11 protein-coding genes are annotated in these 12,957 nt (G+C 63.2%); 2 read left to right on the top strand and 9 right to left on the bottom strand.

Annotated features, from left to right (window positions below; genetic code table 11):
- Nucleotides 1-12: 12 nt before the first annotated feature.
- From BOQ63_RS02110 to BOQ63_RS02080, 7 genes are all read right to left on the bottom strand, one after another.
- Nucleotides 13-1,821 carry an ABC transporter ATP-binding protein gene (locus tag BOQ63_RS02110; protein ID WP_072653230.1) on the bottom strand — a complete coding sequence of 603 codons (1,809 nt, stop codon included), beginning with the start codon at nucleotides 1,819-1,821 and terminating at the stop codon, nucleotides 13-15.
- On the bottom strand, nucleotides 1,818-3,158 hold the full coding sequence (locus tag BOQ63_RS02105) for an ABC transporter ATP-binding protein (protein WP_167395638.1): 1,341 nt from the start codon (nucleotides 3,156-3,158) through the stop codon (nucleotides 1,818-1,820). Before BOQ63_RS02105 ends, BOQ63_RS02110 begins: the two co-directional genes overlap by 4 nt.
- 525 nt (nucleotides 3,159-3,683) lie before the next feature.
- Nucleotides 3,684-4,658 carry an NAD-dependent epimerase/dehydratase family protein gene (locus tag BOQ63_RS02100; protein ID WP_072653228.1) on the bottom strand — a complete coding sequence of 325 codons (975 nt, stop codon included), beginning with the start codon at nucleotides 4,656-4,658 and terminating at the stop codon, nucleotides 3,684-3,686.
- A gap of 80 nt (nucleotides 4,659-4,738) precedes the next feature.
- The gene (locus tag BOQ63_RS02095) at nucleotides 4,739-5,761 is read right to left on the bottom strand and encodes a radical SAM/SPASM domain-containing protein (RefSeq protein ID WP_072653227.1); all 1,023 of its coding nucleotides are present in this window, start codon (nucleotides 5,759-5,761) and stop codon (nucleotides 4,739-4,741) included.
- A 99-nt stretch (nucleotides 5,762-5,860) separates the two neighbouring features.
- Nucleotides 5,861-7,423, bottom strand: coding sequence for a class I adenylate-forming enzyme family protein (locus tag BOQ63_RS02090; protein ID WP_167395637.1), 1,563 nt, complete (start codon nucleotides 7,421-7,423; stop codon nucleotides 5,861-5,863).
- Nucleotides 7,424-7,990: 567 nt separating this feature from the next.
- Complete coding sequence (locus tag BOQ63_RS02085) at nucleotides 7,991-8,539, bottom strand: transposase (protein WP_079183350.1); 549 nt, start codon at nucleotides 8,537-8,539, stop codon at nucleotides 7,991-7,993.
- A 6-nt stretch (nucleotides 8,540-8,545) separates the two neighbouring features.
- Nucleotides 8,546-8,689: a hypothetical protein gene (locus tag BOQ63_RS02080; protein ID WP_454130936.1), complete on the bottom strand. Its 144-nt coding sequence runs from the start codon at nucleotides 8,687-8,689 to the stop codon at nucleotides 8,546-8,548.
- A gap of 374 nt (nucleotides 8,690-9,063) precedes the next feature.
- On the opposite strand from BOQ63_RS02080, the gene BOQ63_RS02075 reads away from it, so the two are divergent.
- Entirely contained in the window at nucleotides 9,064-9,483 is a 420-nt protein-coding gene (locus BOQ63_RS02075; RefSeq protein ID WP_072653225.1) for a hypothetical protein, read from the top strand.
- A gap of 10 nt (nucleotides 9,484-9,493) precedes the next feature.
- Here the strand turns inward: BOQ63_RS02075 and BOQ63_RS02070 are convergent, their stop codons facing one another.
- The gene (locus tag BOQ63_RS02070) at nucleotides 9,494-10,732 is read right to left on the bottom strand and encodes an IS110 family RNA-guided transposase (protein ID WP_072653224.1); all 1,239 of its coding nucleotides are present in this window, start codon (nucleotides 10,730-10,732) and stop codon (nucleotides 9,494-9,496) included.
- Nucleotides 10,733-11,309: 577 nt separating this feature from the next.
- Here BOQ63_RS02070 and BOQ63_RS02065 point away from each other — a divergent pair.
- Nucleotides 11,310-11,813, top strand: coding sequence for a P-loop nucleotide/nucleoside kinase family protein (locus BOQ63_RS02065; RefSeq protein WP_454130937.1), 504 nt, complete (start codon nucleotides 11,310-11,312; stop codon nucleotides 11,811-11,813).
- Here the strand turns inward: BOQ63_RS02065 and BOQ63_RS02060 are convergent.
- Nucleotides 11,794-12,942, bottom strand: a complete 1,149-nt coding sequence (locus BOQ63_RS02060) for an IS630 family transposase (RefSeq protein ID WP_454130939.1) — start codon at nucleotides 12,940-12,942, stop codon at nucleotides 11,794-11,796. The two genes, BOQ63_RS02065 and BOQ63_RS02060, sit on opposite strands and share 20 nt — an antisense overlap.
- Nucleotides 12,943-12,957 lie beyond the last annotated feature (15 nt).

Genomic DNA, 12,957 nt, shown 5'->3' with positions numbered 1-12,957 from the left:
CGTGGGACGTCGTCAGGCATAGGCTCGCGCCTGGGAACGGAACATCTCGCTGTAGAGGCCGCCGGCAGCGAGCAATTCGGCGTGGGTACCAGTTTCGGAGATCCCGTGGTCATTGACGACCACGATTAGATCCGCCATCTGGACGGTGGAGAACCGGTGGGAGACCAACAAGGTGATCGCTCCGGTTCGCTTCCCACTTTCCCGGGCCAACGCAGCGAAATGTTCGTACTGGGCCTGCTCGGTCCGTGCGTCCAGGGACGCGGTGGGTTCGTCCAGGATGAGGAGCAGCGGAGTGGTGCGCATGGTGGCACGGGCCAGTGCCAGCCGCTGCCACTGGCCCAGCGACAGGTCGATGCCGCCGAACGTACGCCCGAGCCGGGTCCCGATCCCTTGTTCCAGCTTCGACACCAGGCTCAGCGCCCCGGCGCCGCGCAGCGCGCGCAGGACGGCATCCTCGTCATCAATCCTGCTGAGGTCACCGATACCCACGCTCTCCCGGACCTGGAACTCGAATCGAGTGTGATCCTGGAAGGCGGCGCTGAGGCTAGCCCGCCACTGGAGGGTGTCGATGCTGGCCAGCTTTTGGTCATCGACCAACACGGACCCCGAGGTTGGCTCGTAAAACTTGCCCAGGAGCTTGACGAGCGTGGACTTGCCGGCCCCGTTCTCGCCGACCACTGCCACCACGCTTCCGGCAGGAAGCTCAAGGTTGACCTGCTTGAGCACGTACTCGGTGGTCCCCGGGTATCGGAAGTCCACGTCGCGCAGCCTGATGCCGCGTTCGATCCGCTTCGGCGCCGGGTGCCCCTTATCAGTGCCTGCCGAACGCAGGTCCCGCAGCCAGAGGTAACGGTCGGCAACCAGCACTGACTTCATGAGTTTACCGATCAGCCACACCCCGTGGCCGACCTGGCCCTGCAGCCGACCCGCCAAAGTGATGACCAGGATGACCCCGCCAGCACTGCCATGGCCGTTGAGCGCATCCTCAACGGCGTAGGCGAGGGCGGCCAGAAAGCCAGCCGTGAAGATAAGAAACCCGCAGAGGTTGAGGAGGGCGGAGTAGAACTCGCCGCGGACTCGTACGGATGTCGAATCGTTCCACGCCTCGGTCGCGATCGTGCGCAGGGCCGGTGACGCGGAGGTGACACACACCTCCTTCGCCGAGGAAGCGCGCGTACAGGTGTCGAGTAGATGGGACGACAAGCGTGCCTTCTCGGCAGCGGCGTCCGTCGCCTTCTGCGCAACCCGCTGCGCTTGGCGGGTGAACCACACCGGTGGCAGGGCCAGGATCAGCAATCCGGTCAGCGGTGGCGAGAGAAGCGCGAGCAGTGATACGGCGAAGCAGATCTGGACGATGATAGAGACAGTGTCCACCAGTGACCAGCAGCAGTCGGCAAGCCAGGTCGAGTCCTGCCGCAGCGTCGTAATGCGGTCTAGGTAGACCGGATCCTCGAGGTGTTCGAGCGTAGAAAGCGAGGCCGCAGTGAGGGCGATTTCCTCCTGAACCAAGACGTTGACGCGTTCCGTCAGTTCCAGCCGGAGGCTGAACTGCAGGCGGAAGCCAACCTCCAGTAGCGTTTGGGAGATCGCGCCGAGGATAACTGCGATGATGACGCCGGTGAGGTTCCTCTGAGTGACCGCGTCGACCAGGCGGTTGAGCGCCAGACCGATTACTGAGGTCCCGACCGCATTTACAGTCATGACGACCAACAGAGCCACACTGCCGCGACGGTCGGCCCGGAAAGACAAGCTCAAGGAGTTTCCGAAGACTCCCAGGCGCTCGATGAGCGGCCGGCGTGCAGCCGCAGTTGGGCTGGTCATCGACCACCGCCAGCAGGGTCCATCTGCCGGAATCTGGCGGCCTGAAGCTCGAACATCTCGCTGTAGGTGCCGTTCATCGCAAGTAGTTCCTCGTGAGTTCCCGACTCCGATACACGTCCTTCCTCGAGTAGGACGATCCGATCTGCTTGGCGCACAGTCGATAGCCGATGGCTGATCAGGACCACCGAAATGCCGGTCACCCGTGCGATGACCTGAGAGAAGAAGGCCAGTTCCGCTCGAATGTCCAGGTGGGCAGTCGGCTCGTCGAGGACGAGCACCGACGCGCCAGCGCGAACCGCGAACAATGCCCGTGCGATGGCAACCTTCTGCCATTGACCGCCGGACAGGTCGATCCCACCAGCAAGCGAGCGGGACAGCGGTGTGTCCCAACCTTTCGGCAATCCGTCGACCAGATCGCTCGCCCCGGCCTCCCGGATTGCGGCGCGGATCATCTCCTCGTCATTTGCGTGTGCCGGTGAGGCGAGCGCGATGTTCTCCCGGAGCGAGAGCTGATACTTCACGAAGTCCTGGAAGACGATCGCCAGCCGACTCTGCCAATCGCGAGTGTCGAGTGTCCCGATATCGACCCCGTCGGCCGTGATCTGTCCCTCCTGGGGAGGGTAGAGACCGGCTAGCAACTTGGTCAGTGTTGTCTTGCCCGCCCCGTTCACTCCGACGATCGCAAGAACTTCGCCCGGCCGGATCTCGAGGTCGAGGCCGTTGATGACCGGAGCGGATCGCTCATATCCGAAACACACGCCCGAGAACCGGATTAGTGGAGGGCACTCTCGGCCAGGCAGTGTCGCGGCGCCCGCCTGCTCTCCGCCGTCGGCCGCCATCCTCTCGATTCGGCAAAGCGCCTGCAGAGCAAGCCTGGCCGGGGTGATGTAAACCTGCTCCTGTCCAGCCTGAACCGTGGTACATAGGGCGGCAAAGGCCATGACCGCCGAGGTCATCACCTTCACGGGGACCAGACCATGGAATGCCGCGAGTGCGGACCATAGAAACGCAAGGGTCGAGATCACCAGACAAACGGGTAGGAGCCACGCTTCGCGGCGGGCCATTCCATGGTGCAGGGTGAAGATAGACTTATGATATTTATGCATTTCTGTGCGGAAACGATCCACGATCCACTCGCCGAGCCCGAATGTGCGGATCTCCTTGGCCGGCCCAACCGTACAGACAAGGTCGTATAGATACCGGCCACGCCGTCTGGCTCCGATGTGCTCATCCATCACAGTGAGGCTGGCCCGCAATCCCTTCACCAAGCTGTACCTGACTGCGAACACCGCGACGAGCAGTGACGTCGCCAGAGCGGGGGAGACCTGGCCGATCACGATCGCCAGGCTGACGGCACTGACTATCTTCGATATGTTCTCTATCTGGGTGATAGCAGCTGGCCCCAAGCACCTGTTGGGTCCGTCCGTGCTCTCCAAGACCCGAGAAATATCGTCGGCGAAAACTGGCGACTCTAGGTACGGGAAAAGTCGGGGATTCTCAGTCAGAACAGCCAGCCGGTCCCGGATTGCCCCTTCGGCCTGGCGGGAGATCGCCAGGGTAAGTGGAGACAGCAAGGCGGTTGCTGCCCAACCTGCCAACGTAACGGCTGCGAATACTACCAGCAGAGCCCAGACACGGCTGTGTGAGCTGCTGCGATTCGACTCAAGGACCGATTGCACCAGCCAGCCCGTACTGAGAGCCGACAAGGTGGGGAGGCAAGCAGCCAGCAGAAACGAGGCGACGATCGGCCACATGTACCTCTTGGGTGCCCGAAGTAGAAGTGGGACCAGGTCGAAACTATGTTTTAGGAAGGGCACGATCGGGACTCCGTTTGCGGATGTTTCAGAAACGCTGAGCAGTTATCACTGCGTAGGCTGCAACAGATCCTGCAGCCCTTCCTGACTGGTGGGCAAGGTCCACATGGCATCGGACAGGGCAGCGGAGTTCGACGACCACCACTCGAGAGTCTTTATCATACCCTCACGGAATTCCGTCATCGATCTGTCGAGCGGAAGCAAGCGGTCGAGCAGTGTGGTGTCCGCTCGGAACTCAGGGATTTCGTTGGGCCGTTCACTGGAATGAGTCACTGTCGTCATCGGGCTGATTTCCTTGAGTATGTCCGCGATCTCCAGAACGGAGAAGGACCGGCCGGAGCCGATGTTTAGGAACGGCACCGATTTCACGAGCGGTATGTGGCGCAGCCTGTCAACCACATCGTCGATATAGGAGAAGTCCCTCCGCTGGGTCCCGTCGCCCTCAATGGGTAGACGCGAGTCGGCCAGCGCCCCGGCGCAGAATCGCGGCACCACCGCGTCCGGCCGTTCACCTGGACCAAACACGTTGAACAACCGCACGACACTGATACGGCCGCCGAGTTCGGTGGCACGCTGATAGATATGGGAGACCATCTCCATGGCGACCTTGGATGCCGCGTAGGGCGACAGCGGAGCCAATGGCTCGCTCTCTGCAGTCGGCAGCCGTCGCGCCCGGCCGTATACCTCGCAGGTGCTCGCCACAACTACCCTGCGGACGTTGGCCTCGACGCACAGCCGCAGCAGATGCTCCGTCGATGTAAGGTTCTCCAGATATTTCAACGGCATCTCAAACGAGAGCGGGACGTTCTTTTCCGAGGCCAGATGATAGACGACATCCACCCCCCGCAAGTCGTCGCTAGTCAAGTCCAGGACACGTTTTCTCAACAGACCGTTGTCCGGTTTGATCAGCGGTGTCACACGCAGATCGTCCACCGCCCGGACGGCCGTTCCCGCCGCTGTCAGCGCACGCGCCAAGTGGCCGCCGATGAACCCCGCGCCGCCAGTAATCAGTGTGATGGACATACCAGGTGTCTCATTTCTGGGTGCGTGTAGAACCGGTGCCGACGGATGGCCTGCGGTGCCGGCCGCAGGCTCGCCCACGCTCAGCGGACTTCGTATCCTTCGAAGATCTGTCGATCGAGCAATGCGGAAAGCTTCAGCGGGACTGCATCCTGCGAGTCAGCCGCAGCGAATTCCCAGAAGATGTTGCGCAATTCGGCCTCTGAGTACTCGACAACCTCTTCGCGTACGGCCGCCTGCGCCTCGCGCCATATCTCCGTCACTGATTTATCCTTCACGTTCCCCAGCGGCTTGGAGCTATAGAGGCGACTCATGGTCACATCACCGGTGGCCGAGATAGCGATACTGCTATCACGTACAATGTAGGGGAACATCACGACGTCCTCGCTGGCCTTGTTCCGCTGGCCTGGCACCAAGTAGGGCGCGTTGAGATTCAGGTCGAATTCGTCGGCCGGTACCCTTCGGCGGAACTCCGCCACCGCGTCGCTAAGTTCCATAACCTGTGGTTCGGTCAGCAGAAGTCGATTCCGGCCGCCGCGGCCGTGCGCCCGGACGAGAATGTAGTCCTGCCGGCTGATCCCGACCTGGCGGAGCGCGTCCGTCAGGTCGAAGACGTTGTGCAGATTTGTCCGCATGACGGTGGTGAGGACCTTGAAGCTCATGACGCGCTCGTTGAGATAGATGGAGTTGGCCAGCACCTGGTCGTAGGCGTCCGCTAGCCGTACGGCCTCGAAGGTCTTGCGGGTTCCGTCCAGGCTGACACGGATAGAGCCGATTCCGCTGTCAACGATTTGGTCCATCTGCGCCTGGGTGATGTTTGCCGCGTTCGTGATCAAGGTCACGGTGGATACGGACAGTTCATCAACGATGTCGATGAGTGACCAGAATCCCTTTCTGATGGTCGGCTCGCCACCGGTGAGAGTGATCTCGAAGGTGCCCATGGCGTCCAGATCACGCATGACATCCTTGATTTGATCAATCGTCAGCATGCGCTTGCGAATGTGGATTGGAATCTCGCCGGTGTTTGTCCGGCAATGAATGCAGCGGAGGTCACACGCGTATGTGACATCTATACTTGCCCGGATGGGCGCGGAATATCCGTTCATCGTCGTCCCCTCAGGCGAAGTTCCGTTCTAAGTCGCCCGGTTAGGCTGCGTAGTTGATGTTTAGCCAACTCGTTCGGAGTTCGACCGATCGGCGCAGGTCTATGCGCCGATCGAGTGCTCCTCGAAGAGTTTCTTGACGTCTCGTCGTATTACTTTACCCATGCCATTCAATGGCAGATCATCGACCAGGATGTATCTACCCGGCACAAGTTCTGGCTCAAGAGCGGCGAATATGGATTTTACTTCGGAGGTCGTCAGATCGTCCTTTTTCGGCACTATGGCAGCCGCGATCAGGTCATACGGCTTGTCGGGTTGCTCAAGGCCGACGACGCTCACATCCTTGATCTCTGGGGACTCCCGTAGAATTTGTTCGATCCGAAAGGAGTTGACCTTCATTCCAGTCGGTAGAATCAGCATCTCTTTCGTCCGGCCCACCAACCGGATCCGCCGCCGGTCGTCCCAATAGCCGAGATCACCAGTGTGGATCCATCCCGACTCAAAAACGGCCTCCGTGGTTTCCGCGTCCTCGAAGTACTCGAGCTTGCCCGACCCACCCTCGGCTCTCACACAGATCTCGCCGATTTCACCACTTGGGAGGTCGTTCCCCGCGTCATCCACCACTTTTGCCGATGTAATCCCGCCGGGGGCACCGAGCACATCCACTTCGTGCTGGTCCCAGAAAGTCGTCAGCAGCGCTTTGGCGCTCTCCGTCGTTCCGTAGAGGGACACGATCCGAGCGCTCGGCAATGCCTCAAGGACTCGTCTTCCGATGGGAGCCGGCAGAGGCGAACCGCCGACCTTGATGTACCGAACTGTCGAAAAGGAATTCTTGTCTATCAGGTCGAGATCGAGCATCCTGCCGAGCAATGGCGGAGTGGCCATGACCTCGTATGGCCCGAACTCGGAGATTGCGGCTGCCACCTGGCGAGCGTCCTGCTCGCCAGCATAAAGGATCGGTGCGGCGGTGGCGATGCTGGTGACGCCGCGCTCCAGATGGCCAAGCAGCAGCCCGTGTAGTCCGGCTGAACTGTGCGTTTGAAAGAGTGCGTGCACGCATGATTGGTTCCGACGGATCGGCCGGAGTCGATCAGTTGTAACCCAGTCGGAGTGCCTGCACCGAACGGCTTTGTATTGCCCACCAACCGTGCCTGACGTGTAGACGATGTCGAGGACACTATCCCCGCTCAGCTCGACATCCGGAGTGTGCGCGGCCGACATCGTGAGCAGTTCCTCCAGCGGCAGCCACGTCTGGTCGGTCCGTTGCACCCGAGTGCCAATGAGGCACATGGAGACCCGGGAATGGCGGACTCGGGCGCTGATGCGCTCGGGATGATGCTCGATCGAGACCGGAATGGCACCGGAGCGCATTACGCCAAAATACGCAATGGCGAACTCTATCCAGTCTCTGCGGTCAAATATCAGCCCGATATGCTGACCAGATTCCACACCGGCACCGCGTAATGCGTCGCGTACTACCGCGGAGTGAGATTCCCACTGGCCGTAGGTAAGCTGACTTCCACAGCCGTCACGAATAGCGACGACCGTAGTGTCATGCTTCGCTCTGAACAATAAAAGATCCAGAACGGTTTCCGGATATTCCGGGCGTCGTTGCTTCTGTGCGGTGTCAAAGTCGCCGGGGTGGTGACGGTCAATGGAATGCATGCCAGAGGTTTCTGTGGCCGGGTCGAAATTATTTCGAGCAGATCCGATTGTGACCCCGAGCATTCAGGCACGTGCATTCATGACTGAATGCTCGGGGTGCCGGAATCGGCAACTACTAATCCTTGATCACGTTAAGGCGCACGGCTGCAGCGGCCCCGAAAAAGCCGTCGAGCTCCTCCTCGGAAAGGGCCTCCAGCTGCATCTCGTCAAAATCGACGATTTCCATCTATGATCACCTCCATTCTCTATTATGTTGATCATCCTATGGGCTTGTGGTGCCACGGTCAACAGCTTTTAGGGTCGGCCTCGAATCCGCGCCAGCTGTGTATGGCGAGGCGAGGGGATTGTCCAGTGGCGTCGTGTGAGTGGGCGTTTTGGTGGTTCTATTCGGATAGGCGGCTTTCATTCTGTCCGAGTTTGTGGCATTACGTCCAATGGGGAATGCCACTCTCCTACGTTTGCGAACGTGGTTCTACGTCTAGCCCTATCTGTACTGTGAGGTTCGTCTCGCATGAGAAGGCAACAGAATCGCCGAAGAGGAAGCGGAACCGTACCGTCCGGTCTCTTTTATGTCAGCCCTCGCGAAAGCCGTACCTCCGGCGACGTGTCCGACGCCGATGAGCCTGAGCGGGTCGGTTCTGACGGCCTTGAGAATGGACCCGCTCGATCCCAGGCCCACTGGGAAGCCTGCGCAGGTCGACTGCCGCGGGCGAGGTCGACCAGACGTCCGGTGTAGCCGCCGTCGGCCCACACCAGCGAAATGCGCCAGTGCCGCTCACGCAGCCGCTCGAGCAGCGTCCGGCCGGTCTCGCGGTCGGTGACGGATGGGGCGGTGACCATCACGGCCAGCAGCAGCCCGAGGGTGTCCACGACGATGTGTCTCTTGCGGCCGTTCAGCTTCTTCCCGCCGTCGAATCCTCGGCTCGTGGCCGGCACCGACGCGGCCCCTTTCACCGACTGCGCGTCGATGATCCCGGCGGTCGGCTCCAGATCCCGGTCCGCCGCCTCACGGACCCTGTCGCGCAGTCGGTCGTGGAACTCGGCGACCAGGCCCTTGTCCCGCCAGCGTCGGAAGAAGGCGTAGACGCGGTCCCGTGCGGGGAAGTCCGCGGGCACCGCCCTCTAGGTGATGCCGCCCGCGACCAGGTAGCGCACCGCGTCGACCAGCTGCCGGTGGCAGTAGCTCTCCGGCTGCCCGCCCCTTCCCGCCGGCCAGGCGGGCACGGGCATCGCGTCGCGCACGACGGCCCAGTCCGCGTCGGTCATGTCCGACGGGTACCTCGGACGCCTGTGCGGCCGGTCCCCGGCGTTCCCGAACCGGTGAGCGAGGCAATCACACGACAGGGGTGCGGAGTTGGACGGCAACGTCACGGAGACGGAAGACTGCGGCACCAGGGGCCTCCTGTTGCTCGGCTGGATTCGACACCCACGAGCTGTGCGGGAGGCCCCACTTTCATGCCCTGCCGACCAGAAGATCACCCGACCGGGCCGGCAGGCTCGAACTCATGATCACCAAGATCGATAGAGCAACGGCTAGTGCTCTGACCGCATAGACACCTCAGGGGTCTATCTCGTCAAGCTGGGTGCTCCACACCTCTGTGTAGCCTGTCGGTCTGTTCGAACAGATTGAGGGTCTGAAAGTGGACGTTGATCGACCGCATTCCGCGATCGAGCTCCCTGAAGGGTCGTGGTGGGACTGGGACGTCATCGCCTGGGACGGCGGTCAGTTCCGGCTTGCCGCCGGTTCCGACCTCACCTATCACCACGGGCTGGAACTTGCTTTCACCGCCCCGATCTTCGTCAGCTGCCCGGCGGCCTTTCACGATCCCGTCTTCCGCGCGCCCACGCCGGAGGAGGTGCTGAGGGTCACCCGGCAGCTTGATGGAAGGCCGCCTGTGCTGGTCGCCTTCGAAGCCGACGCTGGCGGATCGGAGCCCGTCTCGTGCCTTGTCGCCGCAGAGCGGCTCGACATCGTGCAGGAGTCCGTCCTGAGGTACTGGCGCGAGGACGCGGCTTCCGACCAACGCTTCGCTCCGTGGGTTCAGATCCCAGGTCGGTGACGATGCCGGGTCAGGCGGCCGCCATGCCCAGCTCGTCTTGTGGGGTCGGGAAGGCCAAGGCCTCGTCGTAGTGCCTGCGCTGCTTGATGCAGTGGTAGAGCTGGCCGATCATGCGGTTGAAGAGATTGCGCTGGGCGGCAGCGTGCCAGTCGCCGTGGTCGCGTCGTCGCCGGTAGTGGGCCTTGGCGCCGGGTGAAGCGGTGATCGCGGAGAATGCCCAGAGGTAGCCGGCGTGGTTGAGCCGGTCGTTCTTCACCCAGCGGCGGGTGATGCTCGACTTCTTGCCGGAGGCCCGGGTGATGGGCGAGGCACCGGCGTAGGCTTTGAGGCCGCGGGCGTCGGCGAAGCGCGTGCGGTCGTCTCCGAGTTCGGCGAGAACTCGGGCTCCGAGCTGGGTGGCGAGGCCGGGGAAGCTGAGGATGATCTCGGCGTCCGGGTGCTGCGGGAATGTTTCCTCCACCGCCTGGGCGAGGTCGTCGGCGGCCTTGGCTGCGGCTTCCAGCTGGCCAAGGAGGGCGAGCATCTGCTTGCCGAGCGCGTCTTCGACCAGCGGCGGCTGGTGGGCCCAGTCGGCGCGGAACACTTCACGGAGCCGGTCGGCCTCGACTTCCATGCCGCGCTTGCGGCCGGCGCGCTTGAGGGAGGCTTGGAGCTGAGCGCGGGTCAGGCGCGCGGCTCGGGACGGTGTTGGTGCCGCTTTGAGGACTTCTCGGGCTTCGGCGCGGCAGAGGCCGTTCTTCCAGGGCTCGAAGGCGGCCAGAGCGGATGGGTAGTACTCGCGGAGCAGGGAGCGGAGTTGGTTGGCGATCTGCTGACGGTTCCAGGTGGCGTCTTGCTGGGCCCGGGCGAGGACGGCGACGGCGCGAGCCAGGTCGCTGTCCTGCGGCAGGGGGCGGTGGGCGTGCATGTCCGTGCGCAGGATGTTGGCAAGCACCAAGGCGTCGCCGGGGTCGGACTTCTTGCGGGAGACACTGTGCCGGTCGCGGTAGCGGGCGGCGGCCATCGGGTTGATCGCGAACACCTGCCGCTTGCCGGTCCGTAGAACCGCGACCAGCAGACCGCGGGAAGTCTCGATCGCAATCGGGATCGGGTTCTCCTGGGTGTCGCCGTACTCGGCGAGCAGGTCCAGAAGAATCTTGTAGCCGGCCGCGTTGTCGGTGATGTGGCGTTTGGCCAGCAGCTGGCCGCTGTCGTCGACCAGGGCGACGTCATACGTCTTCTCCGCCCAGTCGATGCCGCAGTAGATCAAGATGTCCTCCCCGGTGTGCGGATGTCTGCGCTGGTTACGAGCGCATGCGGGCCACGCGGCGACCTAATTCCAGGACTCGACCGAAGGGTCGGTCCGCCACCTCAGTAGCCGTTCGTGGCACCAGCGCACCGCACGGGTCTCGTTCTATTACGGGAGCTCAGACGGCTCGGGCGTATCGAGAGGTCACCGTGCAGCGGGCTCGCACCACAAACACCAACGAGTGATCAAGTGTGCGGTGTTGACAGTGGTGGCGGCCACGAAGGCACCGGGCGTCGCCGCTCTATGCGGAGGCATCATCGCCCTGTTCACCGAAGGCATCCGTCCGGCGCCCACGCGACCGCCACCACACGAATGCCTGAGAGCCGAGCGCCGCACTAACGATAGGCGTCACCAGCCCGGCGCGGCCAAGGCGTCACGGCCCCGGCATTCGAACGGTCCAGCCACAGCTTCCTCAGCTCCGACGGACCGTTAACAACGAATTAGGTTCACCGGGTTGGCAGGCCGCAGCGGGTTCGCAGCCATCGGGTGCCTTTGTTGCCACGGAGTTGAGTGCGTTCTGGGGTCTAACCTGGGCCCCGTGACGCAGCAGATGAGCACGGTGGTCCTGATGTGCGGTCTTCCTGGAGCGGGCAAGACCACGTACGCGATGGAGCTGGTGCGACGCGGTTTCGTTCGGCTGTCGATCGACGAGGCGGTCTGGCAACGACTCGGGCAGCGTGACGCTGGCCTGGTGCTGGAAGCCGAGGCATTCGACCAGCTCAAGGAGGAGGTCCGCCGCGAGCAGCGGCAGGAGCTGGTCGAGCTGATGCAGGCCGGGCATGACGTAGTCGTGGACTACAGCTTCTGGAGTCGCGCCGCCCGCGACGACTACAAGACGCTGATTGAAAGCCACGGTTGCCGCTGGGAACTGGTCCACCTCAAGGCCGACCGGACAACGCTGGAGCGTCGCCTTGAGCGACGCAACAGCGTGGAAGGCGCCAACTCCGTCACCGTGGATGAGACGCTGTTCAACCGGTACATGGCCAGCTTCGAGGAACCTAACGGAGAGGGTGAGCAGGTCGTCATGCAGCCCTCGAACTGAGGATCTGAAGCTGTTCGGCAGGGAGAGGACGGCCGCCCCAGCGGACGCCCTTCTCGCTGCGGATGCGCGCTCGCTCGCGGCGTTGGGCGGCGAGCACGTCGGGGTGGCGGGCGTTCTTGTTGCGCCAACGCAGGTAGGCGTGCAGGGCCCGGGTCTGCACGGTGTGGTTGCGGTGGTTGGAGTTCGCGACGGTGAACTGCCGCAGCGGCCCGAAGTGGGCCTCGATCGGGTTGGCCCAGGACGCGTAGGTCGGGGTGAAGCACAGCTCGACCCGGTTCTTCCTGGCCCAGCGCCGGATTGTCTCGCCCTTGTGGGCGGAGAGGTTGTCCAGGATGACGTAGATCGGGGCGCCGTCCGGGCGGGCCGCGCGGATCGACCTAAGCGCGGCAAGGGTGTTGTTGGCGCCCTTCTTGAGGCGGTTGACGCCCCACAGGGTGTCGTCGCCGACGGAGTAGCAGCCGTGGAAGTAGCGAACGCCGTGGGTGCGGTGGTAGGTCGCGGGGTGTCGCTCGGGGTGACCGGCCCTGGCCCAGCCGGATCCGGCGGTGGGGCGGATGCCGAGCGGGCCGAACTCGTCGAACGCGAAAACGCGGTCCGGGAAGCGGTCCAGGACGTGCTCGATGCGGTCGAGCTTGGCGTTGCGCTCAGGGTCGGGTGACTCCTTCCAGGTCTTGGTGCGTTGGAAGGTGATGCCGCGGCGGGCGAGCAGGCACCGTAACGCCTCGCGGCCAATGCGGATCACGCGGCCGTGGACTTTCCGCAGGTAGGCGGCGAGTTTGCGGATGGACCAGCGGGTGAAGGGCTGGCCGAGCTTGGTCGGGCGGGTGGTGGCCGTCTTGACGACGAAGTCCTCGTCGTCAGGACTGAGTAGGCGGGGACGGCCTCCCGCCCAGCGAGGGTCCAAAGCGGCCAGGCCGATCTCGTTGAACCGGTGGATCACGTCGCGGACGGTGTCCTCGTCGGCCTGGACCAGCTGCGCGATCACCGGGACCCGGTTCCCGCCGGCCGAGGCCAGCAGCATCATCGCGCGCCGGTACCGCACCGAACTGGTGCTGCCCCGGCGCACCATCTGCTGCAGCTTCTGCCCCTCCTGGTCGGTCAACCTGCGCACACGGACAGGCTCAGCCACCACACCCCCAGCGAT

This window comes from Streptomyces viridifaciens, assembly GCF_001888885.2.
Taxonomy (GTDB): domain Bacteria; phylum Actinomycetota; class Actinomycetes; order Streptomycetales; family Streptomycetaceae; genus Kitasatospora; species Kitasatospora aureofaciens.
This window is presented reverse-complemented; position numbering and strand designations above follow the sequence as displayed.